The sequence below is a fragment of the Raineyella sp. genome (assembly GCF_034933565.1).
Taxonomy (GTDB): domain Bacteria; phylum Actinomycetota; class Actinomycetes; order Propionibacteriales; family Propionibacteriaceae; genus Raineyella.
On the sequence record NZ_JAYFNG010000052.1, the window covers coordinates 45583 to 70273 of the forward strand.

Genomic DNA, 24691 nt, shown 5'->3' on the forward strand with positions numbered 1-24691 from the left:
ACGCGTGTCAGTCCCACTCGAGACCCCCACGGCGCCACTCGTAGATGTAGGCCAGGAAGACCAGGCCGATGAAGATCAGCATCTGCACCAGGGCGAAGGACCGCAGCCCGGGCATCTCGAGGGAGACGGCCCACGGGTAGAGGAAGACGACCTCGATGTCGAAGATGATGAAGAGCATCGCGGTGATGTAGTACTTCACCGGGAACCGGCCACCACCGACCGGCTGGGGGGTGGGCTCGATGCCACACTCGTACGAATCGGACTTGACCCGGTTGTACCGGGACGGCCCGATGATCGCCGACACCAGAGCGACGGCCGCCATGATGGCGCCCATCACCAGCATCAGGATCAACGGAAGGTACATGTTCATCGCCAGGTCCTTTCCTGTGCCGTGTCCATCCTCGCAGCCCTCTCTGTCATTTCCGTCACCCGCCCCGGCCGAGGTTACTCAGACCGACGGGGCGATCTTCACGAGGGTGTTGATCACCCGATCGAAGGCGTCTCCGTCGCGCTGGTCGGTGAGCCCGGCCAACAATTTGTGCACCAGCCGCATCAGGGTGTGGCGTGGCAGTCCGTGGTGCACGGCGATCCGCATCACCGTGGGGTTGCCGATCAGCCGGGCGAAGACCGCGCCGAGGCGGTAGTACTTGCCCAGCTCGTCCTTCATCAGCAGCGGGTAGCCGCGCAGCGCCCGCTCGGCCGACGCGGTGCCGAAGCCCCGCGACTTCGCGTCGACGATGACCCCGGCCGCGACCCGGCCGGCCTGCATGGCCGAGTCGATGCCCTCACCGTTGAACGGGTTGACCATGCCGCCGGCGTCGCCGACCAGCACCAGCCCGTCGCGGTAGTGGGGCTTGCGGTTGAACGCCATCGGCAGCGCCATGCCCTTGATCGGCACCTGGAGGTTCTCGGGGCGGAAGCCCCATTCCTCCGGGGTGTTCTCCAGCCAGGTCCGCATCATCGCGCGGTAGTCGGTCTTCGCGAACGCCGGGGAGGTGTTCAGCATGCCGAGGCCGACGTTGACCGAGCCGTCCCCCATCGGGAAGGCCCAGCCGTAGCCGGGCAGCAGGTTCGAGGCACCCGGGGTGCCGTCCCACAGCTCCAGCCAGGACTCCATGTACTCCCCGTCGTGGCGCGGCGAGGTGACGTACGACCGGACGGCCACCCCCATCGGGCGTTTCTCGTCGCGGGTGATGCCCATCGCGACGGCCAGCCGGGAGGAGTTGCCGTCCGCGGCGACCACCACCGGCGCCCGGAACGTACGACCGTCCTTGGTCCGCACACCGACGATCCGCCCGCCGCGCAGCACCGGCTCGGTGACGTGCGCCCCCTCGACCAGCCGGGCACCGCGACCGACGGCGTGGCGGGCGAGCAGCTCGTCCAGCTCCGCCCGTCGCCGGGTCATGCCGTAGTGCGGGAAGTCGGCCAGCTCGGGCCAGTCGAGGGTGAACGGACGCCCGTTGCCGCCGTAGACCCGCAGCCCACGGTTGTGCACCCAGCCGGCATCCTCCGAGGTGTCCAGGCCGAGACGGACCAGCTCCTTGACCGCCCGGGGAGTCAGGCCGTCACCGCAGATCTTGTCCCGGGGGAAGGTGGCCTTCTCCAACAGTGCGACGTCGAGGCCCAGACCGGCCAGGTGGGCGGCAGCGGTGGAGCCGCCGGGGCCGGCACCGACGATCACCACGTCATGCTCGGACACCACATCACGCTCGGATGAGGTGTGCACTCCCCCCGCGGCGCTCACTGCTGCCTGGTTGGCGGGGGACATGGACACGCTCCTGTGGGGTCGGGCCGGCGGGGGTCGGGATCGTCGATCTGCGCGCCGCGCAGATCGACGGATATTCGCAGTTTACGACTCCCGCCGTGCTAGAGCGAACCCTCAACATTCTACGTTTCCCCTAGTCAGAGCTTTATTGCGCGAGGGATTTCCGCAATACTTCCGTGGTGTTATTCATCTGTGACTCGCGGGATGAGGGACCGGCGGAACCACGTCGGCGGGTGGTGCGGAAGCACCTCGGCGGGTGGTGTCGACGGGCTAGAGTGCCGGGGTGATGCAGCCCGCCTCGCTCCCGCCCGTCCCCCGCCTGCATGCGGTCACCACCCCGCTCGACGATCCGGGTCCTCTGCAGGATTTCCTCCCCGACACTGGGGCGAGCGCCTGGTTCCATCGCGGGACAACGGGGGCAGGCGGCCGGGCCGCACGCGGGACAACGGGGGCGAGCAACCGGGCGATGCTCGACGACGGGGTGATCGGGCTCGGCGAGGCCGCCCGATGCGAGGTCGACTCGTTGGCCGAGGCCGACGCCTGGTGGCGGGCGGTGGTGGCCGCGATGCCCGCCGGCCCGGGGTCGGACGACCTGCCCTCGGGGGTCGGGCCGCTGGCCTTCGGATCCTTCACCTTCGACCACGACCACACGACCCGCCGTTCGGTGTTGGTGGTGCCGTCGCTGGTGCTCGGCAGCCGCGACGGCCAGCACTGGATGACCCGGATCGGCCCGGTCGATCAGCCGTTGCCGGAGCCGGCGCTGCCGCCCCGGCCCCCCGCCCCGATCGGTCCCGGGGCGGTGTCCTGGTCGGACGGAGCGATGTCCGGCCCGGATTGGGAGGCGGCGGTCGGCACCGCCGTCCGCCGGATCGCCGGTGGACGGCTGCAGAAGGTCGTGCTGGCCAGGGATGTCGTCGCCACCACCCAGGGCCGGATCGACCCGCGGTGGCTGGTCGGGCGGCTCGGGCCGCGATATCCACGCTGCTGGACCTTCTGGGTCGACGACATGGTCGGCGCGACCCCCGAGATGCTGGTCCGGGTCGACCAGGGGCTGGTCACCTCGCGGGTGCTCGCCGGCACCATCTGGCGTGGGGCGATGGGCCCGAAGCGGCGGGCCGTGGGCGAGACCGGCCACCGGGAGGTGGAGGACACCCTCTCCTCCCGGGCGATCGCCGAAGTGTTGTCCCAGTCGGAGAAGAACCTCGGTGAGCACGCCCTGGCCGTCGAATCGGTGGCCCGGGCGCTGGCGCCGTACTCGACCAGCATGAACGTGCCGGAGACCCCGTACGTCCTGGAACTGCCCAATGTGATGCACCTGGCCACCGACGTCAACGCGGCGGTCCGGCCGGGGACCACGGCGCTGGCCCTGGCCGCGGCGCTGCACCCGAGTGCCGCGGTGTGCGGCACCCCGACCGATGTCGCCCGGGCCACCATCGCCGAGATCGAGGGCCTGGACCGGGGTCGTTACTCGGGACCGGTCGGCTGGATCGACGCCCGGGGCAACGGCGAGTGGGCGATCGCCCTGCGCTGTGGCCGGCTGCTCCCCGACGGGCACTCGATCGAGCTGTTCGCCGGCTGCGGGATCGTCGCCGACTCCGAACCGGCCAACGAGCTGGCCGAGTCGAACGCGAAGCTCGTCCCGATGCGCGACGCGCTGGAGGAACAGCGGGACTGACGGCCACACCCCTCCGGTCCCCGGTCCCGGCCCCGGGGACCCGGTTTCCCGGCCAGGAGCGCCAGGCCGGGTGGCTCTGGTCGGGAGGCCGTCGGCGGGCGCGCCGGGAAACCGCCGGGCGGGTGGCCCCCGGGCTCAGCGGAAGGGCAGTGCCCGGCCGTACTGGACCGGGAACCGGCTCGGTCCGCCGTCCAGGTGTGCCTCCCAGCGGGCCGGGGCGTACGGATCGCGGAGCAGCTCACGGGCGACCATCACCGCGTCCGCGCGGCCCTCGACCAGCACCGCCTCGGCCTGGTCGGCGTCGACGATGATCCCGACCGTGCTGACCGGGATCCCGACCGCCTCGCGGACCTCCTCGGCGAACCGCACCTGGTAGCCCGGCCCGACCCTGGTCGGTCGGGACCGTGGCGAGACCCCGCCGGTGGACACGTCGATCAGGTCCACCCCGTGCTCCTCCAGCAGGCCGGCGAACGTACGGGTCTGCTCCAGGGTCCAGCTGTCCTCCTCGAGGCCGTTCTCGGCGAACCAGTCGGTGGCCGAGACCCGGTAGAGCACCGGGACGTCGGGCCCGACCTCGTCGCGTACCGCGTCGACGACGGCCAGCGGCAGCCGGACCCGGCCCTCGAAGGAGCCACCCCAGTCGTCGGTCCGTCGATTGGTGAGCGGGGAGCAGAACTGGTGCAGCAGGTAGCCGTGGGCCCCGTGGATCTCGACCGTGTCGAAGCCCGCCTCCAGTGCGCGGCGCGCGGCGGACCGGAACCCCTCGATCACCGAGACGACGTCGGCGGCGGTCATCGCCCGGGGGGTGGTGTGCTGTTCGTCGAAGGCGAGCGCGCTCGGGGCGACCGGGACCCAGCCGCCGTGCTGCACCGGCACGCTCCCCACGCCCGCCCAGGGCTGCCAGGTGCCGGCCTTGCGACCGGCGTGGTTCAGCTGGATGCCGACCATCGCACCGAGCCGGTGGCACAAGTCGACGATGGGCGCGAACGCATCCGCCTGCGCGTCGTTCCACAGCCCGAGGTCCCACGGCGAGATCCGCCCCAACGGCAGCACGCCGGTCGCCTCCACCATCACCAGGCCCGCGCCGCCACCGGCCCGGGAGGCCAGGTGTTGCAGGTGGAAGTCTGTGGGACAGCCGGCCGAGATGCCGGACGGGGCCGCGGAGTACATGCACATCGGGGACATCCAGACCCGGTTCGGGAGCGTCGTGCCCCGCAGGGTCAGTGGCGTGAACAGTTGCGACATGCGATGAGGGTAGACCCCGGGACGGTCCGTCATCCGTCCCGCCATTTCCACCTCACGGACGTCCGCCGGCGCCGCAACCTTCCCTGGTCACCATGCTGTAACGGGCTTCCATCGGCATGTCGAGGCCTCGCCGGTCGATCACCCGTCCAACCGGACACCGAGCCTCTCTCAGCATAATCTCAGGACATGATTCCTTTGCCTGCCCGGGGCGTTCCTCGCGCCATTCAGGGCATCGACGACGTGCACCGTGTGTGCGACCCGGAGGTGCTGCGCGAAGTCCCCCGCCCCAGTCCTCCGATGCGCCGGCGACAACCCCACCGATCCTCGGGGACCGCCCACTCCATAGGGATCAGTCAGCCGCCGACGTACGAGCGGATCCGCGTACCGCTGAAGGGCTGGGGCATCCACAGCATCGACGTGCTGAACACCCTTCCCGCGCTGATGGCCGCCGACGGCCTGCTCTTCGATGCCGAGATCATCGGCGCCTGGATCTGCGAACAGGGCGGCGTACGCCTCGTCCTGCGCGCGGTCGACCGGCCACGCGAAGCGCCGTTCGGCTTCACGGTGACCCGGGCCGACACCACCGACAGTGACGATCTCGCAGCAGGCCTGTGGACCGGTCTACTGCGGGTCCGCGAACTCGTCGCCCAAGGCGTGAACGGCGACGGCGCCCCCGGCGAGGACGGCATCCGCTGGCTGACCGACCCTGCCGATGACGCACCCTGGACAGAGCCGATCCCCAGCATCGATACGCCCGTCGACATGGCGCCGGCAGCCCGGTTCGACAAAGATCCTGATCCCGTCCCTCCCGAGCATTACGACGACCTGGCCCACCCCGCGTGGCACGGGATGGCAAACGTCGCCGATCTGCGTTATCGCTGGCGCGGAACGTTGTGGTCCACAACGCACGTGACCTGGTATGTCAGCGCCGATTCACCCCGCGCCGGCTGGCCACGAGCGGGGCTCCTGCTCGCTGTCTGGGCAGTTTCCCCCGGAATCTTCTACACCATCTTCCACGATCCCCGGTTCGGTAACTCCGAAGAGGACCACAGGATGGTTCGAGAAATGCTGCCAGCGAGTCAGCCACGGCCACGCTGGGGAAACATCCAATACGCCGGCGGCTACTGGTGTCACAACTGGGACCCGGGGTATGTCGCAGAACAGGATTTGATGCTGGAAGAAACTGTAGCCGTGACCCCGCCGTTGGCCTACACGCAACCCGAACGATACGTCTGGCAGGACACCGTCATCTGGGAGCGACGACACAGCTTGCCACCACCGCCGCCCATCCCTGAATCGTGGGTCACCATCTACACCCAAGAGGTCGACCATCCTGGCGATTCCACCTGAACGGACAATGGTCGATCTCCATTGCCGCGACACCGGTCACCATTACGAGCCAAGCGTGTGACCTCGCGTTCTTATAGCTTCAGAACATGAATCTTCCACGCGCCCGAGGGGTTCCCTTGGCTGTACAGGACGTTGACGATATCCATCGACTGTGCGATCCCGTGGTGGTACGCGCAGTCCGCGCCGCACCACCACCCCTCCGACCCAAGCCCGGCGACCCAACATATCTGGTGGCCGGCCACCAGACCGAGACCTACGAGCGGGTCCGCGTTCCGCTGAAGAGCTGGGGCATCCACAGCATCGACGTCCTGAACACGCTTCCCGCGCTGATGGCGGCCGACGGCCTGCTCTTCGACGCCGAGATCATCGGGGCCTGGATCTGCGAGCACGGCGGCGTACGTCTCGTCCTGCGCGCGGTCGACCGGCCACGCGACGCCCCGTTCGGATTCACGGTGACCCGGGCCGACACCGCGACTGGTGACGGTGACGATCTCGCGGCGGGCCTGTGGGCCGGGCTGGCTCGGGCCCGCGAGCTCGTCACCCGAGGCCTCAACGGCGACGGCGACCCGGGCGAGGACGGCATCCGCTGGTTGACCGGCCCGGTCGACGACGCCCCCTGGACCGACCCGATCCCCACCCTCGACACCCCGGTCGACAGGGCACCGGCGGCCCGGTTCAACAACGACCCCGACCCCGTCCCACCGAAGCACCACGACGACTTGGCCCACCCGGCCTGGCCGGGGATGGCGAACGTGGCCGACCTGCGGTACCGGTGGCGCGGCACCCTGTGGTCCACCACCCAGCTCACCTGGTACGTCACCGCCGACCCACCACGCACGGGATTCCGCTCAGGCCCCCTGCTCGCTGCCTGGGCCTTGACACCCGGCACCTTCCGTGTAATTTTCCATGATCCCCGGAACGGACTTTCCGAAGAGGACCACCGGATGATCCGAGAGATGCTGCCCGAGGGCCAGCCATGGCCACGCTGGGGCAACATCCAGTACGCGGGCGGCTACTGGGAAAACAACTGGGATCCAAGTTACATGTCGGAACTGAATCTCATGCTTTACGAAAGCACCGAGACTACGCCACCATTGGCATATTCCAACCCAGAACAGTACATCTGGCAGGACACCATCATCTGGGAACGTCGGGACAGCCTGCCACCACCACACATCCCGACCAAATGGGTCAACGTCTACGCCCAAGAGATCGACCATCACGCCAATTAGCGGGACTGCAGACCTCTTGAATATGGACACATCTCACGTTATCGCGCCAGGTGGGGCCACCGCCCTATTGGCCAGCGTTACAGCTGCAAGTAAAGAGGGGTGCCATGGTGAGGTTTTCTGATCCGGCTTTCATGGTCAGCATCTCGTACGGGTTTTTTGCGGGCGGTGCGGGTGACGTTCCTGAAATTGAGGAAGATATTCACAGGTTGGCGCTGCGAGACGAGTTCCCTGACGCCCTACGGGGGGGCGGTGAACGGAATCCGATGGTTTCTTTGATGTTGAACAATATCTGGAATCAGCCGATCTAGGTCGGATGGGATCGGGATCTCAAGACCTGGCGGGCGAAGGTTGGCACCTTGGCGTCGACGCCTGAGTCCTTGACGGTGTCGGAGTGTCGGGCGTGGTATTGGCGGTTGGTGTCGGAGGCGTTGGGGGGAGGAGCGGCTGGTCATGCCGGCCTGGGTCTATGCCCGGGAGGAGTACGGCGGCTGGGACACGCGCCGGGACGGACCGGTGGAGCTCAGCTACCTGGCCCCGTTCAAGCTCGGGGGCGGGACGCGTCGGCTGGTCCTGCCGATGGCGGACACCGGTCACCAGCGAGGGCCGGCGACGCGTGGGGCCGAGCGAGATGAAGCAGATGTCGAGGGGAATGAACGACGAGGACGTTCCCGATGACGTGGAGGAGGAGTCGTTGGGGTGGGCCCATCCGGCGTTTCGGCGGCGACGATCGTGGTGGGAGCGGCCGTCACCCTGCTGCGACTGTCCGGGCGGATCGATCCACCAGGCCGCGCCGCCGCGCTGCACAGCCTGGCAGTCCTGGAAGGAACGTACAGCCGGACGCCGGAGTTGGAACGCCAACGACTCGACCTGGAAACCTGGCACAACCCCGACGAAGCCGCCGATGACAAGGGAGGGCGGTGATCCTCCGCGCTGAGGACACGAGCGAACCTGGCCCCTTCATGACCTGGACGCTTCATCGTGCGTGGCCACGCCACGAGGGTTGGCCTGGCCCCATCCGTCATCGGATGAGCGGTCATGGTCCGGTCCGGCCTCCCGACACCGCCGGGCGTGCGCCGGCCTGTCCGTGGCATATTGGGGCCCGTGCCCCGAGGAGACGACAAGACCGACTACCGCGCGACGCTGGCGAAGCGCCGCCACGACGTGGCGATGATGTTCGACGGGGTGGCCCGCCGCTACGACCTCGCCAACGATGTCCTCTCGTTGGGCCAGGTCCGGTGGTGGCGCGACGCCACGAAGCGGGCGCTCGATCCTCGCCCGGGCCAGCTGATCCTCGACCTGGCCGCCGGCACCGGCACCTCGAGCCTCTCCTTCGCCGCCTCCGGCGCGACGGTCGTCCCCACCGACCTGTCGCTGGGCATGCTGCAGGTGGGCAAGGAGCGCCACCCCGAGCTGGCCTTCATCGCCGGTGACGCGCTGCGGCTGCCGTACGCGGACGGCGCCTTCGACGCCGTCACCGCCTCGTACGGGCTGCGCAACATGGAGGACACGGTCGGGGCCCTGCGGGAGCTGCGACGGATCACCCGGCCGGGTGGGCGGATCGTGATCTGCGAGTTCTCCACCCCGTCCTGGGCGCCGTTCGCGACGCTGTACAAGGAGTACCTGATGGAGGCGCTGCCGCGGATCGCCGGCGCGATCTCCTCCAACCCGTCGGCGTACGTCTATCTGGCGGAGTCGATCCAGGCCTGGCCGGACCAGGAGCGGCTGGCCGCACTGTTCGTCGAGGCCGGCTGGCGCGATGTGCAGTGGGAGAACCTCACCGGCGGCATCGTCGCGGTGCACCGCGCCTGGGCCTGACCCGGCGATGGCAGGACTCGTCCTCGACGCGTACGCCGCGCGCAGCTGCGCGGTGAAGACCCACAACCTCTTCGATCCCACCGTGGCCCCGGCCTCCGCAGCGGTGGACCCGTCGGTCGAGGAGAGCTTCGACAACGGGCCCAGCCATGCCGACCGGGTCCTCGACGCGATCCTGGCCGCGGCCCGGACGACCGGCCGCCCGCACGTGGTGGACCTGCGTGGCAGCGCACACGCACCCTGGTCCGAGCGCGAGGCGCAGTGCCGGGCCGCGATGCTCAGTGGCGCCGACGTGATCATCCACGGCATCGTGCCGCTGGACCTGGCCGGCCACCGCAGCGGCCGCGCCGACCTCTGGGTGCGGGGCACCGACACGCCCGACGGGCGACCGGGCTACCACCCGGTGGAGATCAAGGCCCACCGGGTGCAGGAGTTGCGCCGCTCCGGACGCGAGCACACCTTCGCCGTCCCGGTCTCGGCCCTCGGCGCTCCGTCGCCGCTGCGCGCCCGCCCGGCGGACTCGCGGGCGATCCGGGTGAACAGCCGGGAGAGTGACCTGGTGCAGGTCGCCCACTACTGGCGGCTGCTGGAATCGGCCGGGTTCGCCGCAGGCGGGCGACGCCTCGCCGGCGTCGTCGGCACCGACGACGTGCCGGGACTCGGCGTGGCGATCACCTGGATCGACCTGGACGAGCCGCTGGTCCGGACGTTCTCCCGCCACGCCCCCGAGGGCTGGACCCGGCGCAGCGTGCTGGAGCGCTACGACCACGAGCACGACTTCCGGGTCCGGGTGGCCCGGGTCGCACTGCAGCAGGCCGATCCCGAGCCGCCCGAACCGCTGGTGCTGCCGATCGTCAACAAGGAGTGCCCGCGCTGCGACTGGTGGGAGACCTGCCGGCCCAGGCTCGACGACCACGACCTGAGCCTGAAGATCGACAGGTCGCCGCTCGACATCCGCGAGATCTCGGTGCTGCGCCGGCTCGGGATCAACACCATCGACGACCTGGCCGCGATCGACCTCGCCGACCTGATGCCCCGCTACCTGCCGGAGGTGCAGCACCGGCCCGGGGCCGACCGGCGCCTCGAGCTGGCCGCGCGCCGGGCCCGGCTGATGGCCGCCGGCCGGACCCTCGAACGCCTCACCACCGGCCCGATCGCGGTGCCGCGGGCCGAGCTGGAGATCGACCTCGACATCGAGAACGCCGAGGACGACCGGGTCTACCTGTGGGGTTTCCTGGTCACCGACACGGCCTCGGGCGAGCGCTACTACCGGCACTTCAGCGCCTTCACCGACCTGGACGACGACGCCGAGATCAGGCTGGCGGTCGAGGCGATGGCGTGGCTGCAGGGGATGGCCGAGGGGCCGCGTACGGTCCGCGTCTACCACTACTCGGCGTACGAGGTGACCCGGCTGGCTCGGCTGGCCGAGCGCAGCGGCGACGCCGTGCTGGCCCGGGCCCGGGAGTTCGCCGGGGACCACTTCGTCGACCTGTTCAGCACGGTCCGGGAGCACTGGTTCGGCACCCACGGGCTGGGCCTCAAGGTGGTGGCCCACGAGGGGCCGGGGTTCAGTTGGCGCGACGACGATCCCGGCGGGCTCAACTCCCAGGCGTGGTTCGACGAGGCGGTGCACGCCGACGACGAGGAGGAGCGGGAAGCCTCCCGCAGTCGGGTGCTCGAGTACAACGAGGACGACGTACGCGCCACTGCGGCGCTGCGGGACTGGCTGGCCTCGGCCTGACCGTACGGGGTCGGACCGTACGGGTCGGAACGTCCCCGTCGGGGGCTGTCGGGCCTGCGAGCCGGCGTTCGGCGGGGCTGTCTCGGCTCCCCCGGAGTGTCGCTCCCGCGTTCCCCGGGCTGTCGCCTCCCTCAGAGTGTGGCCTTTCGGTCATTGGGCGGGCCCTCCGGCGGTGGTTAGGGTGAAAGAGCCTCGCCGCGGAGCCGTCCCCGGCGGACCGCTCCCCGAACGGAGGACGTCGCCATGACCGCCCCGATGCCCCGGATCATCTCGCTGGCCCTCGTCGGCTTCGTCGCCGCCTTCCTGCTGGGCGGCTGGCTCATCGGCACCATCGGCGGAGCCGGTTGGGGCCACTCGCTCGCGATGGCCGCGGCACTCGGCATCGCGGGCGCCGGCCTGCAGCTACTGCTGCTGGCAGTGCGTCGGCGCCGGGAGCTGGAGGACCCGGAGGTCTGACCCGACCGGCCAGGCCCCCCCGACCGGCCAGGCCCCCCGACCGGCCAAGCGCCCTTCCGGCCGGCCGAGCACCCTCCCAGGCGGGACGTCCCCACCCGGCCCGCCGGTCTCAGCCGGCCGGCCGGACCAGTGCCCGCAGCCGGGTGTCGAGGTCGCGACGGTCGGCGCGGCTGATCGGCACCTCGAGCAGTTCTCGGCCCTGCACCGGCGCGGCCAGCGCCTCAGCGAGGTCCTCGCGGCCCCCGATCCGGCGGTGCCGCCAGCCGTACGCTCCGGCGAGGGCGGCGAAGTCGAGCCCGTGCGGGGTGGCGAACAGCCGCTCGAAGGCCCCCTCGTACGCTCCCGCGTCGTAGCGTGGGTCGCCCTGCTCGAGGGTGTGGAAGATCGACCCGCCGTCGTCGTTGACCAGCACCACCCGCAGGTCGGGCACCTGCTCGGTCGGGCCGATCAGCAGGCCGCCGGCGTCGTGGGCCAGTGAGACGTCGCCGATCAGCGCGGTGACCGGCCGGCCACTGCCGATCCCGGCGCCGGTGGCGGTGGACACCAGGCCGTCGATTCCGGACAGGCCGCGGTTGCCGAGCACCATCGCCGGAACGGCCAGGGTCGGGGCCAGGTCGGCGTCGCGCATCGGCTGGGAGTTGCCGAGCAGCAACAGATCCTCGGGGGGCACCGACGCGACCACTGCGGCGGCGATCTCCGGGCCGGTCAGGGCCGGCTGGGCGGCGAGCAGGCCGGCCACCTCCGCGGTGACCCGCCGATCCGCCTGCTGCCACCCGCTGAGCCAGTCGGGGTCGCCGGCCGGCAGCCGGACCTCGTCGGCGACCACCGCCGCGTGCAGGCCGACGTCGCTCCATTCCGAGCCGTCCGCGACCACGATCACCTCGACGTCGGGCCGGGCCAGCAGACGCATCACCGGGCGGGACAGTGTCGGGCGGCCGTACACCACCACCCGTTCGATCCGCTCCGCGAGCGGTGTCTCGAGCAGCAGCCGGTAGCCGGCCAGGGCGCTGCCGGTCCGGGCGTTCGAGGCCGGGCCGGCGAGCAGCGGCACGCCCGCCTCCTCGGCGGTGCGGCGGGCCCGGGCGCCGGTGGCCTGGGTGCCGCTGCCGACCAGCACCACGGTCCGCGGGCCGGGCCCGAGCTCGGTGAGCATGCCGGCGCCGAGCGGGGCGATGGCCGGGGCCTCGACATCGAGCCAGGACAGGTCGTCGTCGGCCGCATCGGGCACGAGCGGCTCGGCGAGTCGGACGTTCAGATGACCCGGGCCCGGCTGGCGGTTCCGCAGGCCGGTGGCGGCGGCGAGCACCCGGGCGACCTGGTGGCGTACGGCCCGAGCACCGGAGTCGGCCTCGAGGTTGGCCTCGGCGCGGACGAAGCCGCCGAAGATCCCGGTCTGGTGGGTGGTCTGGTTGGCGCCGGTGTCGAGCATGCCGTTCGGCCGGTCGGCGGACAGGGCGATCAACGGCACGCCGGTGTGCGCGGCCTCCATCAGCGCGGGCAGCAGATTGCCCACCGCGGTGCCGGAGGTGGTCAGCACCGGCACCGGGCGGCCGGTGGCCCGGGCGATGCCGTACGCGGTGAACCCGGCCACCCGCTCGTCGATCCGGACGTGCAGGCGCAACCGACCGGCGGCAGCGGCCCGGTGCGCGGCCAGCAGCAGCGGCGTGTTGCGCGAGCCGGGGGCGACGACCAGGTGCTCGACGCCGTTGGCGAGGAGCTGGCCGACGACGGCGCGGGCGAGAACGGTGGACGGGTTCATGCGACCTCCCTCGGGGGCGGGGCGCCCTTCTGGTGTGGAGCGACCCGGACGGCCGCGGCCCGGAGGACGACGGACCGGCCCGGACGTGGCGACGGCGGCCGTCGGCTCACCGGGTCAGGCTAGCCGTCTGCTCGAGCCGACGGGCCCATCGGGCCCGAGTGGCGGGATCGGCGGCGAACGCCGCGAGCCGGGCGGGGGTGGGGGCCGGCCGGCGGACCGTCAGCCAGCCGTCCACGGCGGCCAGCGGCTCGTCGACCACGTCGTCGGCCAGCAGCCGGGAGGTGTTCAGCCCGCAGGCGTACGGCAGTTCGGGCAGCGCGGCGGCTAGCGCGAGACCGGCAGCGAGCCCGACGGAGGTCTCCAGTGCACTGGAGACGACGACCGGCAGGCCGAGCCGTTCGGCCAGTTCGAGACAGGCCCGCACCCCGCCGAGCGGCTGGACCTTCAGCACGGCGACGTCGGCGGCTTCCAGGGCGACCACCCGCTCCGGATCACCCGAACGGCGGATCGACTCGTCGGCGGCGATCGGCACGTCGAGGCCGTCGTGGGCGAGGTGGCGGCGCAGTGCGGCGAGGTCCTCGGTGGTCGGGCAGGGCTGCTCGGCGTACTCCAGGTCGAACCGGGCCAGGGCCGCCAGGTGCCGGCGGGCGGTGGGGACGTCCCAGGCGCCGTTCGCGTCGATCCGCAGGTGCCCGCCCGGGCCCAGGGCGTCGCGGACCGCCTCCAGCCGGGCGATGTCGTCGGCGATGTCGGAGCGCGGGTCGGCGACCTTGACCTTGGCCGTACGGCAGCCGGAGTCGGTGACGATCGCGTGGGCCCGTTCCGGGGTGACGACCGGCACGGTGACGTTGACCGGCACCCGGTCGCGCACCGGCGCGGGCCATTCCTCGGTGGCCGCCTCGCGGGCCGCCCGCAGCCACGGGATGAGCTCGGCCCCCGAGTAGTCCAGGAAGGGGCTCCACTCCGCCCAGCCGGCCGGCCCCCGCCAGAGCATGCCCTCGCGGACATCGATGCCGCGGAACCGGGTCCGCAGCGGGATCGACCAGACGTACGTCTCCATGCCTCGACCCTATGTCCGCCGCATCGGGTCGTCGGTGAGGCAGCCGCCGGTGACGCTGCGCCCGGCGTCGTACCCTTTCCCCGTGCCCACTCCCCCGCTGCGGTTGCTGCCGACCACCGGACTGTCGGCCGACGAGCTGACCGCGGCCTTCGCCGGGGCGCTCGACGGAGCATACGTCCTCGCGCCGCTGCCGCCCGACCCGGTCGAGGAGGCGGCGGTGCGCCGGATGCTGGTCGCGGCCGAGGCGCCCGGTGCGGTGCCGGCCGACGTGGCGCTGATCGTCTCCACCTCCGGCTCGACCGGCGCCCCGAAGGGCGTGATGCTGTCGGCGACGGCGATCCGGGCGGGGGCCGCGGCGACCGATGCGCGGCTCGGCGGGCCGGGCGAGTGGTCGCTGGCGCTGGGCCCGCACTACGTGGCCGGCGCGATGGTCGTCTGCCGCGCGCTGCTGGCCGGCGAGGCCCTGCATCTGGTCCCACCGCACCTGGCCGGGATCGCGGCGGCGACGACACGTCCCGGGGCGCGGCACTACCTGTCGGTGGTGCCCACCCAGCTGGCCCGGCTGCGACAGGACGGGGCGGGTCTGGCGGCGCTGGCCGGGTTCGACACGATTCTGCTCGGCGGGGCCGCGGTCGACGTCGAGGTGCTGGCCGGGCTGCGCGCCCGAGGGCTGCGGCTGGTCACAACGTACGGGATGAGCGAGACCAGCGGCGGCTGCGTGTACGACGGCCGGCCGTTGGACGGGGTCACGGTGCGCGCCGACCCCGCTGACGGGCGGCTCGCCATCACCGGTCCGGTGCTGTTCTCCGGCTACCTGGGACGACCGGAGCTGACCGCCGAGGTGGTCCGGGCCGAGCCGGGCGGACACCGCAGCCTGCTCACCGGCGACCGGGGTGAGGTCGCCGCCGACGGGACCGTCCGCGTCCTCGGCCGGCTCGACGACGTGGTGATCTCCGGTGGCCTGAACGTGGACCTGGCGGCCGTCCAGGCCGCGTCCCGGCGGGCCCTCGGCACCACCGACCTGGTCGCCGTCGGGGTGCCCGACCCGGTCTGGGGCACCCGGGTGGTGGTGGTGACGAGCCGGCGGACCTCGCTGGCCGGCCTGCGGGAGGCGCTGGCGGGCGAGCTGGCACACCATGCCCTGCCGCGCGGGCTGGGCCGTCTCGACGTGCTGCCGACGACCAGTAGTGGCAAGATCGATCGCCGGGCCGTGATCGCGGCCTGGGGGTCGATGGACGAGGAGCAGGTGTGACGACGGTCGGGGATTGGGTCGAGGGTGCCCGGCTGCGGACCCTGCCGGCGGCGTTCAGCCCGGTCATGGCCGGCACCGGCGCCGCGATCGCGGCCGGCTCGTTCCGTCCGGTGCACGCCGGGCTCGCCCTGGTGGTGGCACTGGCCCTGCAGGTCGGCGTGAACTACGCCAACGACTACTCCGACGGCATCCGCGGCACGGACTCGGCCGAACGGGTCGGCCCGCAGCGTCTCGTCGGCTCCGGCGCGGCGCCTGCCGCGGTGGTGAAGCGGGCGGCGTTCGGCTGCTTCGGCCTCGCCGGTCTCGCCGGCCTCGCGCTGGTCATCCTCACCGGCCAGTGGTGGCTGCTGCTGGTCGGCGCCGCGAGCGTGCTGGCCGCCTGGTACTACACCGGCGGTCGGCACCCGTACGGCTATCTCGGCCTGGGCGAGATCTTCGTCTTCATCTTCTTCGGGCTGGTGGCGGTCTGCGGCACCACGTACGTCCAGGTGGGGGCCGTCACCCTGCCCAGCCTGTTCGCCGCGGTCGCCATCGGCGCGCTCGCCTGCGCGATCCTGGTGACCAACAACCTGCGCGACATCGCCACCGACATCGTCGCCGGCAAGCACACCCTGGAGACCCGGCTCGGCGACCGTGGCAGTCGGATCTTCTTCGTCGTCCTGCTCGCCGTGACCGCGCTCGCCATCATCGGTGTGGCGGCCTCCTCCGGACGCTGGTGGTCGCTGTCGGGGCTGGCGTTCGCGCTGCCGCTGGCCCGGCCCACCCGCGCCCTGCTGGCCGGCGCGACCGGCCTGCCGCTGGTGCAGGTGCTGAAGATGACCGGCCTCGCCGAACTGGTCGCCGCGGCCGGGCTCCTGGTCGGGCTCGCGATCCCGGCCTGATCGGCGGCCGGGTCCGGCAGGACGGGGACCCGACCGGACGGGGACCTGACCGGACACGAGACTGACCGGCCGGGCGGTCCCTGACCCGGCCTCCGCATGCGTTCGATCATTGCCGACCCGGACCCTTCACCGCCTACAATTCCGGCATGATGCGCTACCTGCCCATCCTGATCGCCATCATGCTGACGATCTACTGCATCACCGACCTCGCCCAGACCGAGCCGGTGAAGGTGAACTTCATGCCGAAGTGGATGTGGTTCGTGGCGATCGTCGTGCTCCCGTTCGTCGGCCCGCTGGCCTGGCTGATCTTCGGCCGGGGCAGCTTCGGCAACGGTGGCGGTGGCGGCCGTGACCCACACGACCAGGCACCGGACAACGATCCTGAGTTCCTCCGCAGGCTCTGACGCCCGGCAGGCTCTGACGCCCGGCAGGGTCTGACGCCCGGCAGGGTCTGACGCCCGCCCGGGTCGGCCCCCGGGCGAGTCTTCGCACCGGCCCGGATGGACCGGCCCACGCCGCTCGGCGGCCTGAGTCAGCCGGTCAGTGCCGCCCACCGGCCCGCGCCCGCCCACCGGCCCGAGCAGCCGGGGCCGCTCACGCTCCTGTTGCTGCGCCCGTTCCTGCTCCGGTCCCCAGCGATTCCGCGATGATCCGGGCGGCGGTGGCGTCGTCGGGGGCCTCGGCGGCAGCCCGGCGGGCCTCGACCGCCCGCCGGTAGGACGCCTTCTCGCGGTCGAGGGTCGCGTCGTCCCAGCCGAGGAGCGGCGCGACGAGCTCGCCGATCTCGTCCAGCGTCGCGCAGCCACCGTCGCGCTGCTCGACGGCGAGCCGGACCCGCCGCTCCAGCACGTCGGACAGGTGCAGGGCCCCCTCGTGGGTCACCGCGTACACGACCTCGGCGCGCAGGTAGCCGGGGGCCGCGGCGAGCGGGCGGCCCAGATCGGGGGCGGCACGGACCAGGTCGGCGATCACCGTCAGCTCCGAGCCGTAGCGGGAGAGCAGGTGCTCGGTGCGGCGCCGGTCCCACCCCATCCGGCGAGCGACGGGGCCGGCCTGGGCCCTGGTCGCCTCGTACCCGACGGCACCGACGAGCTGGATCCGGCGGGTGATCGACGGCTGCACCCGGGCCCGTTCGTCCCCGAGGGCGAAGTCGACCGCATCCTCGGCCATCCGCCGGTAGGTGGTCAGCTTGCCGCCGGCGATCGCGGACAGTCCGGGCGCGACCCGGGCGACGGTGTGCTCGCGCGACACCTTCGCCGACTCACCGGGGGCGGCCTGGAGCGGCTGGAGCAGGGGGCGCAGGCCGGCGTACGAGGCGAGGATGTCGTCGCGGGTGAGCCGGGAGCGCAGCACCGCGTTGGCCTGGTCGAGGATGTAGTCGATGTCGGCCGCGGTGGCGACGGGAGTCTCGGGCTGCTCGGTCCAGGTGGTGTCGGTGGTGCCGATCACCCAGTGGTCGGGCCACGGGATGATGAACAGCACCGACTTCTCGGTGCGCAGGAACAGGCCGGTGCGTCCCCGGATCCGCTCCTTGGGGACGACGATGTGCACCCCCTTCGAGGCCAGCACCTTGAGGCCCTGGGCCTGCGGACCGGCCAGGCCCTCGGTCTGCTCGGTCCACACGCCGGTGGCGTTGATGACGTGGCGGGCCCGGACGGTGATCTCCCGGTCGGCCTCCAGGTCGTGCAGGACGGCCCCGGTGACCGCGCCGCGCTGGCGGACGAAGTCGACCACCCGGGTCCGGGAAGCGGCCAGGGCACCGTACGAGACGGCGGTACGGACCAGGTCGACGACCAGCCGGGCGTCATCGACCCGGGCGTCGTAGAAGCGGATCGCGCCGGTCAACCGTCCGGGGCGGATGTCGGGGAAGATGCCCAGTGCGCCGGCCTTGTCGTAGTGGCGCTGGATCGGCACGTGGCCGCCCTGGAACCGGGCGATCAGGTCGTACAGGCCGATGCCGAGGGCACTGTAGCCGCGCTCGACCAGCGGGATCCGTAGCGGCCAGAGGAAGGGCTGGGCGTGCACCAGGTGCGGGGCGATGGTGTCGAGCAGCAGGCCGCGCTCGGCGAGGGCCTCGGAGACCAGGTGCAGGTCGAGCTGGTAGAGGTAGCGGAGTCCGCCGTGGACGAGCCGGGAGGAGCGCGACGAGGTGCCGGCCGCCCAGTCCTGCATCTCGACCAGGCCGGTGCGCAGGCCTCGGGTGACGGCGTCGAGGGCGATCCCGGCGCCGGTGACGCCTCCGCCGACGACGAGGATGTCGAGACCGGCGCCGTCGGCCATCTCCGCCAGGGCGTGTGATCGGGACTGTGCGGTGAGCATGGACTCCTTCACGGGCACCACTATGCCAGCGCCGGGTCGTCCGCCGACGTGGGACGGCTCCCCCATTGCCGGGCCGCCCCACGGATGCAGCTCCCAGGGATGCAGCCCCGGCCGGACCCGCGCCTGCCGCTCAGACCCCGCATCGAGGGCTCAGACCCGCCGGGGCCCGCCCGTCGCCGCCCCGGCCGGGGCAGCGGACATCACCCGCCCCGCCGGGGCAGCCGACGGGACCGGTGACGCCGGGGCAGGCAGGGCGGTCACCACCGAGTTCGCGGCGAACTCCGTGCCGTCCCAGTCCTCGCAGGTGACCAGCACGAGCCGGTGCGGCCCGTCCTGGGCGAAGAGGGCTCCGGACTCCGCGGCGAGCTGGTCCTTGGTCAGCACCCGGACGTCCGCCACCACATAGGTGAAGGCGCCGGTGTCCCCGCCGAGGACGATGGTGGCCCCCGGCCTGAGGTCGACCAGGTGCTCGAAGACCGCGGACCCGCTGTGCACCTTGTGGGCGGTCAGCAGCGTCGTGCCGGTCGCAGCGCCGGCGTCGGCGGAGTGGTTCCACCAGCCGACCATCCGCGGATTGTCCGGCGGGTTGAGGGCGCCCTGCTTGAGCGCCATCGGCAGCACGCCGATCCCGCGCAGGCCGAGGGAGTCGATCGTCAGGGTGGTGGGGTCGGACGGCCGGATCGCCGGTGTCGGCGCGACCCGGTGCACACCGTGGGCGGCCCACACCACGCCGGACGGCGCCGCGACCAGGACCAGCAGGCCGACGGTGAGGAGCAGCCAGGTGGGCACCCGGGGCCCGAGCCGGCGGCGGGTGCTCATGTGCCCTCCCCCACCGACCGTACGACGGCCTCAGCGGCCACGCCGGCGCAGGCCGAGCGCACCCAGGCCGGCGATGGCGACGCCACCCACGCCGAGGGCGATGATGCCGCCGCTGCTGTCGGCCTCCAGGCCGGAGTTCACCTTGCCGGGGACGGAGGCCGAGGCGGAGGCCGTCGGCCGGGCGGAGGGCTCGGACGACGGCTGGGAGGACGGCTCGGGCCCGGGGACGGTCGGAGGCGCGGCGGTGCAGTCGTCGAGCCAGAAGACCTTCGAGTTGACCTTCTCCCCGTCGCCGCTGAGCTGCACCTTGATGTGGTACTTCGCCTTGGGCAGCGTCTTGCCGGTCGTGGAGAACAGGGTGAAGTTGTTGCTGACCGCCTCGCCGTCCGACGGGATCACGAACGTCCCGGGCCCGGAGAACCCGAAGTCCTTGTCCGACACGCCGCTGGGCTTCGGATCCTGCGTGGTGAACGACACCTTGAACGTGCCCTTGTCGAAGCGGTTCGCGATGACCTGGAAGTCACAGCCGGTGATGTGCGGGTCGTTGCTGTTACCGGGCGTCTGGCCGACCGGGGCGACCTTGATGTCGCCTCGTGCGGCGTACGCCCGGGGGGCGAGGACCGGGGAGGCGACCAGGCCGATCACACCGGCGACCGCGAGGGCACGTACGGAGCGGGTACGGAACGTGGCGTCAGTCATGTTTCTCTCCTTTGAGGAACGGCGGACTGGGGAAGGAACGCCGGATCGGATGATCCGTCACACAGCCTGCCCGATATCCGCCGGCATGCCCGCAGACACGCCAACCCTCAACCGAAGTAATGACTGTTCGGCCATCACGATTTGACAACAAGCGAACACCCGTCCGGCCTTCCGGGGCCGCTCGGTCGGCACCCCGTCGTCAGCGGACCGACGCCACGTCCGGACGACATGGGCGTACGAGCCCGCTCCGGGCCGTACGCCACCCGCGACGGGTCAGAGGACGGCGATCGCGTGGAGGATGCCGACCACCACCGCCACCGCAGCGGTGCCGTAGCCGACGGCGAGGACGGCCTGGATTGTACGGGAACGGGTGCTGACCGACCCGGTCCGGGACAGCGCGAGGTGGCCCGCGACGATGCCGGGGACCGGCCCGAGGATCAGGCTCCAGACAGCGGTGGTGGACATGGCGGCGACGCCGCCGGGGCTCATCAGCAGCACGGCGCTCGAGCCGAGCACGGCGACCAGAGCCAGCGCGACCAGGAGGCCGGCGACGACGGTCCACCGGCCCGCCCCGGTGCGCTCACCGCCGGTGCCGGGCAGCCCCTCGTCCTGGTCGAGCCGGGCGCGGGAGTGCCGGTAGCTGTACCCGAAGTAGATCGTCAGGCCGACGAGCAGCCACACCACGAACCGCAGCCAGGTCTCGACGGCGAGGTTGGCCATCAGCCACAGGCAGAGCACGCCGGAGATGATCGGCAGTGTCGGCGACCACGGCACGGTGAAGCCGCGCTTCAGGTCGGGGTAGCGGCGCCGCAGCACGGGCACCGCGAAGCTCACCAGCACGAAGGCCGACAGGGTGCCGATGTTGATCATCTCCGACAGCTGGTCCACGTCGGCGAAGGCGGCGATGATCGCCACGATGACACCGCAGAGGATCTGCAGCCGGGCGGGCGTGCCCCGGCTGGAGGTGTGCGACAGGCCCCGGGGCAGCAGTCCGTCGCGACTCATCGCGAAGACCACCCGGGCCAGGCCGAGCAACAGCACCATGATCACCGTCGTCAGGCCGATCAGGATGCCGATGGTGATGATCGTGCCCACCCAGTTGGCGCCGACGAGGCGGAACGCGGTGGCCAGCGACGGGGACTTCTCCTGGGCCATCTCCTTGTAGCTCACCATGCCGGTGACGACGATGGTGACCGCGACGTACAGCAGGGAGACCAGGGCCAGGCCGCCGAAGATGCCGCGCGGCAGGGTGCGTTGCGGGTCCTTGGCCTCCTCGGCGGTGGTGGCGACGATGTCGAAGCCGATGAACGCGAAGAACACCAGCGCCGCTGCACCGAGCAGGCCGTACACGCCGTAACGGGTGGGCTCGGTGCCGGCGAGGAAGGCGAACAGGCTCTGGGTCATCACGCCGGACGCGTCGGTGCCGGACGGCTCGGCCGGGGGCAGGAACGGCGTGAAGTTGGCGGCCTTCACATAGAACGAGCCGGCCACGATGATGAACAGCGTGATGCCGATCTTGATCACGGTCAGCACGCCGTTGACCCGGGAGGTCAGCTTGGTGCCGAGCACCAGCAGGACGGTGAACAGGGCGACGATCAGCACCGGCGGCCAGGACGCGGTGAGCCCACCGATCGGGATCTCCGTCGGCAGGTCGATGTGCAGGAACTGGAAGACGTTGTGGACGTAGATGCCCCAGTACTTAGAGATCACCGAGGCGGCCATCAACATCTCGAGGATCAGGTCCCAGCCGATGATCCAGGCGATCAGCTCCCCCAGCGACACGTACGAGAACGTGTACGCCGAGCCCGACACCGGGATGGTCGAGGCGAACTCCGCGTAGTTCATCACCGCGAGTCCGCAGACCACGGCGGCGATCAGGAAGGAGACGATGACCGCGGGCCCTGCGTACTTGGCGGCGGCCTGCGCCCCGACCGAGAAGATGCCGGCGCCCACCGCGACGGCCACGCCCATCACGGCGATGTCCCAGGCGGACAGCTCCCGCTTCAGACTGCGTTCGGGATCAGCCAGGTCCTCCTGGACCTCACCGATGGTCTTCTTCACGAAGAGACTCATGCATCCACCTCATGTTCGGGCCCGCACGCGCTGCTGCGCTCCGGACGGGGTCACGCTACCGGCGCGGCCCCGAGCACTGCCGGACGTCTCGCCTGTGGACACGTCTCCTTGACAGGGACGCGCCACCCGACCTGACACCGCCCAACGAAGCACCGTCTGACGTGACACCGCCTGACGAAGCACCGCCTGACGTGACACCGCCCAACGAAGCACCGCCTGACGTGACACCGCCTGACAAGATGCCGCCTGACAAGGACACGCTGTCGGAGCAAGAGGGCGAAGTGTCCACCGCCGTCAGCCTCGCTGCGTACGACGGAGGTCGCCGCGGACGGTGGGTCGCCTGCTCAGTGGGGTCGCCTGCCCGGTGAGATCGTTGCGCCCGGCGGGTCACTGTTCGGGATGGAGATCACAGCGCACGATGGAGGCCCTGGGCAACGGCGCGCATGATCCGCGTCTGCACCGCGGTCCAGTCGTCGACCACCTGGCCGTATGTCACCCTGATCACGTGGTACCCCGTCAGGGCGAGCAGTGCGTCGTGCTTGATGTCCGCCGCTCGCTGGGCGCCGACGTGGTGGCCGCCGTCGATCTGCAACACCAGACGCGCACCGATCAGAAGGTCCACCGGACGCCCACGGATCCATGCCTGCTGGACAAGCGGCAGACCGAGCCAGCGCAGCCGCGCCACGGCCAGGGTCTCGAGCCCCGAGTCCGAGAACGGCGCCGCTTCCTCGCACAGCGCCCGGGCGGCCGGCGGCAGACGCAGTCGGCTCAGTTCCTCGCGATCGGTCAGGCCCTGACGCAACGCCGACTCCCAGGTCGCCAGCGCCTGTTCGTACGGCTGACAGCGGGCGACGGCCACGAGCACGTTCTCGATCGGGTCGATGAGATCGTCAGGTCGGCGGGGGATGATCGGCAGGTGCCAATGAATGGTCGCATTGCGCACGTCGATTCCCCCGGCATGGGGCGGTGCCGCGACATGCGGACGGTCCTGGTACTGGACCCACAGCCCGAGTCGATGGGCCTGGGTGATGCAGGTCAGCACCACGCCGCCACGCGCCGCGGCCAGGAGGTAGGGATCCGCATCCTTGAGGGCCACCCAGCCACGGCGCGCCCGGACCAGGGATCCGGCCTTCACCGCTGCGCCGAGCACGTGGCGGCTGATGCCGCCGGCGATCAACGTCGCGGTCCTCGCGACACCGCCCTTGGCACGGACAGCGGCCACCACCGGCGCCCAGGAGTCTCCCTCAGCAGACGTCATGCCGGAGTGTGCTGCACCCGCAAGGCCCGACGACGCCTGGCAAGCAACCTGGGGATGGGTCCCGACGTCGGGGTGTGGCTGTGGAGAATGGGCGTCCCGGAGTGCCTCGATGAGGCGTGCCGGAGGCGACAGCGCTTGCCACCGCCCCAACCGACCGGTCGCCCTTCCATCACCAGCCACCGCCCCAACCGACCAGTCGCCCTTCCATCACCAGCCACCTTCCCATGACCGGATGCCTGCCCACGACCGGATCCCTTGGGGCCGGCCCCCCGACAGATCTCGGCGACCTGAGCCATCACGATCCTGACAGCCTGGGGCCCGAGTCCTTCCCGACGCCCTGCGGTCCTGGCGGGTCCCGCCACCCTGCAGTCCTGGCACGTCCCGCCACCCTGCGGTCCTAGCACGTCCCGCCACCCTGCGGCCCTGACACAACCCGCTACCCTGCGGTCCTAGCACGTCCCGCCACCCTGCGGCCCTGACACAACCCGCCACCCTGCGGTCCTAGCACGTCCCGAGACCCCGCGGCCCTGACACAGCCCGCCAGCCCGCCAGCCCAAGCCCAAAGTCCTGACACGTCCAGACAGCCCGAGGCCCTGACACGACTGAGGAGAAATGCACAACTGAGGAGGAATCCGGGCGGAACCTCCTCAGCTACGCATATCCCCTCAGTCGTGAACTGGCGGAGCTGGGGTGTCCACCGGCGAGACCTCTGTGCGCCCCAGTAGGGCCCCAGCTGCCCTCAGCCGGCACCCCATTCAGCCGGCACCCCAGGGCTTCAGCCGGCACCGACGACAGGACCTCGACCGCCAACAGCGGCCAGTCTCCACCGGCAGTGTCTCGATGGCCTTGATCACGCGAGGGGCGGTGCGTGAAGTCCCCGCTGGTGTGGACCCGGCCGAGCCCGCCCCGGGGGCCGGGTCAAGTCCGCCCGAGAGAGCCAGGTCAAGTCCTCGAGGGACCGGGTCAGGTCCGCCCGGACCCGGCCGACTTCGCCCGCAACAACGCCCGCTCGGCTGACGAGTGGGAGGAAGAACCCAGGAAAGCAGGAACACCGGGCAAGAGACGGCAACGCCAAGCGAGAAGCAGGAACACCGGGCAAGCAGCAGGAACGCCAAGCAAGAAGCAGGAACGCAGAACGGCTCCGGGGCCGAGGGAAGCTTCCCTCGGACCCGGAGCCGTTCGTCGTGGGCCCTGTGGGAATCGAACCCACAAACCCCTCACGACAGGGGGGTGCCGACCCGGCCAGATCGGCGTCATTCCGTGTATTTAACTCCCGTTAGCTCCCACCTGAGGAC

20 protein-coding genes and 1 tRNA gene are annotated in these 24691 nt (G+C 71.4%); 10 read left to right on the top strand and 11 right to left on the bottom strand.

What is annotated here, in order from left to right; genetic code table 11:
* Positions 1-7 precede the first annotated feature (7 nt).
* Both VB059_RS13280 and VB059_RS13285 read right to left on the bottom strand, forming a co-directional pair.
* Entirely contained in the window at positions 8-370 is a 363-nt protein-coding gene (locus VB059_RS13280; protein WP_323422457.1) for an NADH-quinone oxidoreductase subunit A, read from the bottom strand.
* A 78-nt stretch (positions 371-448) separates the two neighbouring features.
* The gene (locus tag VB059_RS13285) at positions 449-1768 is read right to left on the bottom strand and encodes a geranylgeranyl reductase family protein (protein ID WP_323422458.1); all 1320 of its coding nucleotides are present in this window, start codon (positions 1766-1768) and stop codon (positions 449-451) included.
* A gap of 283 nt (positions 1769-2051) precedes the next feature.
* Between VB059_RS13285 and VB059_RS13290 the strand changes: the two genes are divergently transcribed.
* Positions 2052-3440, top strand: a complete 1389-nt coding sequence (locus VB059_RS13290) for an isochorismate synthase (RefSeq protein WP_323422486.1) — start codon at positions 2052-2054, stop codon at positions 3438-3440.
* A gap of 135 nt (positions 3441-3575) precedes the next feature.
* Here the strand turns inward: VB059_RS13290 and VB059_RS13295 are convergent, their stop codons facing one another.
* Positions 3576-4685: an NADH:flavin oxidoreductase/NADH oxidase gene (locus tag VB059_RS13295; protein WP_323422459.1), complete on the bottom strand. Its 1110-nt coding sequence runs from the start codon at positions 4683-4685 to the stop codon at positions 3576-3578.
* A gap of 186 nt (positions 4686-4871) precedes the next feature.
* On the opposite strand from VB059_RS13295, the gene VB059_RS13300 reads away from it, so the two are divergent.
* From VB059_RS13300 to VB059_RS13325, 6 genes are all read left to right on the top strand, one after another.
* The gene (locus tag VB059_RS13300; protein WP_323422460.1) at positions 4872-6035 is read left to right on the top strand and encodes a hypothetical protein; all 1164 of its coding nucleotides are present in this window, start codon (positions 4872-4874) and stop codon (positions 6033-6035) included.
* 230 nt (positions 6036-6265) lie between these two features.
* Positions 6266-7267 (top strand): hypothetical protein, encoded by a 1002-nt coding sequence (locus VB059_RS13305; protein WP_323422461.1) that lies wholly within the window; start codon positions 6266-6268, stop codon positions 7265-7267.
* A gap of 696 nt (positions 7268-7963) precedes the next feature.
* Positions 7964-8188, top strand: coding sequence for a hypothetical protein (locus tag VB059_RS13310; protein ID WP_323422462.1), 225 nt, complete (start codon positions 7964-7966; stop codon positions 8186-8188).
* Between the two features lie 180 nt (positions 8189-8368).
* Positions 8369-9082: a demethylmenaquinone methyltransferase gene (locus VB059_RS13315; RefSeq protein WP_323422463.1), complete on the top strand. Its 714-nt coding sequence runs from the start codon at positions 8369-8371 to the stop codon at positions 9080-9082.
* A 7-nt stretch (positions 9083-9089) separates the two neighbouring features.
* A complete protein-coding gene (locus VB059_RS13320; protein ID WP_323422464.1) occupies positions 9090-10820 on the top strand; it encodes a TM0106 family RecB-like putative nuclease in 1731 nt (576 codons plus the stop codon).
* Positions 10821-11063: 243 nt separating this feature from the next.
* Positions 11064-11276: a hypothetical protein gene (locus VB059_RS13325; RefSeq protein ID WP_323422465.1), complete on the top strand. Its 213-nt coding sequence runs from the start codon at positions 11064-11066 to the stop codon at positions 11274-11276.
* Positions 11277-11385: 109 nt separating this feature from the next.
* Here VB059_RS13325 and menD read toward each other — a convergent pair whose 3' ends face one another.
* Positions 11386-13035, bottom strand: coding sequence for a 2-succinyl-5-enolpyruvyl-6-hydroxy-3-cyclohexene-1-carboxylic-acid synthase (gene menD / locus VB059_RS13330; RefSeq protein WP_323422466.1), 1650 nt, complete (start codon positions 13033-13035; stop codon positions 11386-11388).
* Between the two features lie 106 nt (positions 13036-13141).
* The gene (locus tag VB059_RS13335) at positions 13142-14095 is read right to left on the bottom strand and encodes an o-succinylbenzoate synthase (RefSeq protein WP_323422467.1); all 954 of its coding nucleotides are present in this window, start codon (positions 14093-14095) and stop codon (positions 13142-13144) included.
* Between the two features lie 82 nt (positions 14096-14177).
* Between VB059_RS13335 and VB059_RS13340 the strand changes: the two genes are divergently transcribed.
* From VB059_RS13340 to VB059_RS13350, 3 genes are all read left to right on the top strand, one after another.
* Positions 14178-15347 carry an AMP-binding protein gene (locus VB059_RS13340; protein ID WP_323422468.1) on the top strand — a complete coding sequence of 390 codons (1170 nt, stop codon included), beginning with the start codon at positions 14178-14180 and terminating at the stop codon, positions 15345-15347.
* Positions 15344-16228, top strand: coding sequence for a 1,4-dihydroxy-2-naphthoate polyprenyltransferase (locus VB059_RS13345; protein WP_323422469.1), 885 nt, complete (start codon positions 15344-15346; stop codon positions 16226-16228). Before VB059_RS13340 ends, VB059_RS13345 begins: the two co-directional genes overlap by 4 nt.
* Before the next feature lie 146 nt (positions 16229-16374).
* Positions 16375-16632, top strand: coding sequence for a PLD nuclease N-terminal domain-containing protein (locus VB059_RS13350; protein WP_323422470.1), 258 nt, complete (start codon positions 16375-16377; stop codon positions 16630-16632).
* Between the two features lie 190 nt (positions 16633-16822).
* Here VB059_RS13350 and VB059_RS13355 read toward each other — a convergent pair whose 3' ends face one another.
* From VB059_RS13355 to VB059_RS13380, 6 genes are all read right to left on the bottom strand, one after another.
* Complete coding sequence (locus VB059_RS13355; protein ID WP_323422471.1) at positions 16823-18559, bottom strand: glycerol-3-phosphate dehydrogenase/oxidase; 1737 nt, start codon at positions 18557-18559, stop codon at positions 16823-16825.
* 138 nt (positions 18560-18697) lie between these two features.
* A complete protein-coding gene (locus VB059_RS13360; protein WP_323422472.1) occupies positions 18698-19366 on the bottom strand; it encodes a class F sortase in 669 nt (222 codons plus the stop codon).
* A 30-nt stretch (positions 19367-19396) separates the two neighbouring features.
* The gene (locus tag VB059_RS13365) at positions 19397-20065 is read right to left on the bottom strand and encodes a hypothetical protein (protein ID WP_323422473.1); all 669 of its coding nucleotides are present in this window, start codon (positions 20063-20065) and stop codon (positions 19397-19399) included.
* 273 nt (positions 20066-20338) lie between these two features.
* Positions 20339-22138 carry an amino acid permease gene (locus VB059_RS13370; protein WP_323422474.1) on the bottom strand — a complete coding sequence of 600 codons (1800 nt, stop codon included), beginning with the start codon at positions 22136-22138 and terminating at the stop codon, positions 20339-20341.
* Between the two features lie 406 nt (positions 22139-22544).
* Positions 22545-23396, bottom strand: coding sequence for a DUF559 domain-containing protein (locus VB059_RS13375; RefSeq protein WP_323422475.1), 852 nt, complete (start codon positions 23394-23396; stop codon positions 22545-22547).
* Between the two features lie 1185 nt (positions 23397-24581).
* A tRNA-Asp gene (locus VB059_RS13380) sits at positions 24582-24681 on the bottom strand.
* Positions 24682-24691: the final 10 nt, after the last annotated feature.

What these genes read in the sequence shown, in the direction of transcription:
- VB059_RS13280 (WP_323422457.1), bottom strand. Translation starts at nt 370, where the DNA reads ATGAACATGTACCTTCCGTTGATCCTGATGCTGGTGATGGGCGCCATC.
- VB059_RS13285 (WP_323422458.1), bottom strand. Translation starts at nt 1,768, where the DNA reads ATGTCCCCCGCCAACCAGGCAGCAGTGAGCGCCGCGGGGGGAGTGCAC.
- VB059_RS13290 (WP_323422486.1), top strand. Translation starts at nt 2,052, where the DNA reads ATGCAGCCCGCCTCGCTCCCGCCCGTCCCCCGCCTGCATGCGGTCACC.
- VB059_RS13295 (WP_323422459.1), bottom strand. Translation starts at nt 4,685, where the DNA reads ATGTCGCAACTGTTCACGCCACTGACCCTGCGGGGCACGACGCTCCCG.
- VB059_RS13300 (WP_323422460.1), top strand. Translation starts at nt 4,872, where the DNA reads ATGATTCCTTTGCCTGCCCGGGGCGTTCCTCGCGCCATTCAGGGCATC.
- VB059_RS13320 (WP_323422464.1), top strand. Translation starts at nt 9,090, where the DNA reads ATGGCAGGACTCGTCCTCGACGCGTACGCCGCGCGCAGCTGCGCGGTG.
- VB059_RS13325 (WP_323422465.1), top strand. Translation starts at nt 11,064, where the DNA reads ATGACCGCCCCGATGCCCCGGATCATCTCGCTGGCCCTCGTCGGCTTC.
- menD (WP_323422466.1), bottom strand. Translation starts at nt 13,035, where the DNA reads ATGAACCCGTCCACCGTTCTCGCCCGCGCCGTCGTCGGCCAGCTCCTC.
- VB059_RS13335 (WP_323422467.1), bottom strand. Translation starts at nt 14,095, where the DNA reads ATGGAGACGTACGTCTGGTCGATCCCGCTGCGGACCCGGTTCCGCGGC.
- VB059_RS13350 (WP_323422470.1), top strand. Translation starts at nt 16,375, where the DNA reads ATGATGCGCTACCTGCCCATCCTGATCGCCATCATGCTGACGATCTAC.
- VB059_RS13360 (WP_323422472.1), bottom strand. Translation starts at nt 19,366, where the DNA reads ATGAGCACCCGCCGCCGGCTCGGGCCCCGGGTGCCCACCTGGCTGCTC.
- VB059_RS13365 (WP_323422473.1), bottom strand. Translation starts at nt 20,065, where the DNA reads ATGACTGACGCCACGTTCCGTACCCGCTCCGTACGTGCCCTCGCGGTC.
- VB059_RS13370 (WP_323422474.1), bottom strand. Translation starts at nt 22,138, where the DNA reads ATGAGTCTCTTCGTGAAGAAGACCATCGGTGAGGTCCAGGAGGACCTG.
- VB059_RS13375 (WP_323422475.1), bottom strand. Translation starts at nt 23,396, where the DNA reads ATGACGTCTGCTGAGGGAGACTCCTGGGCGCCGGTGGTGGCCGCTGTC.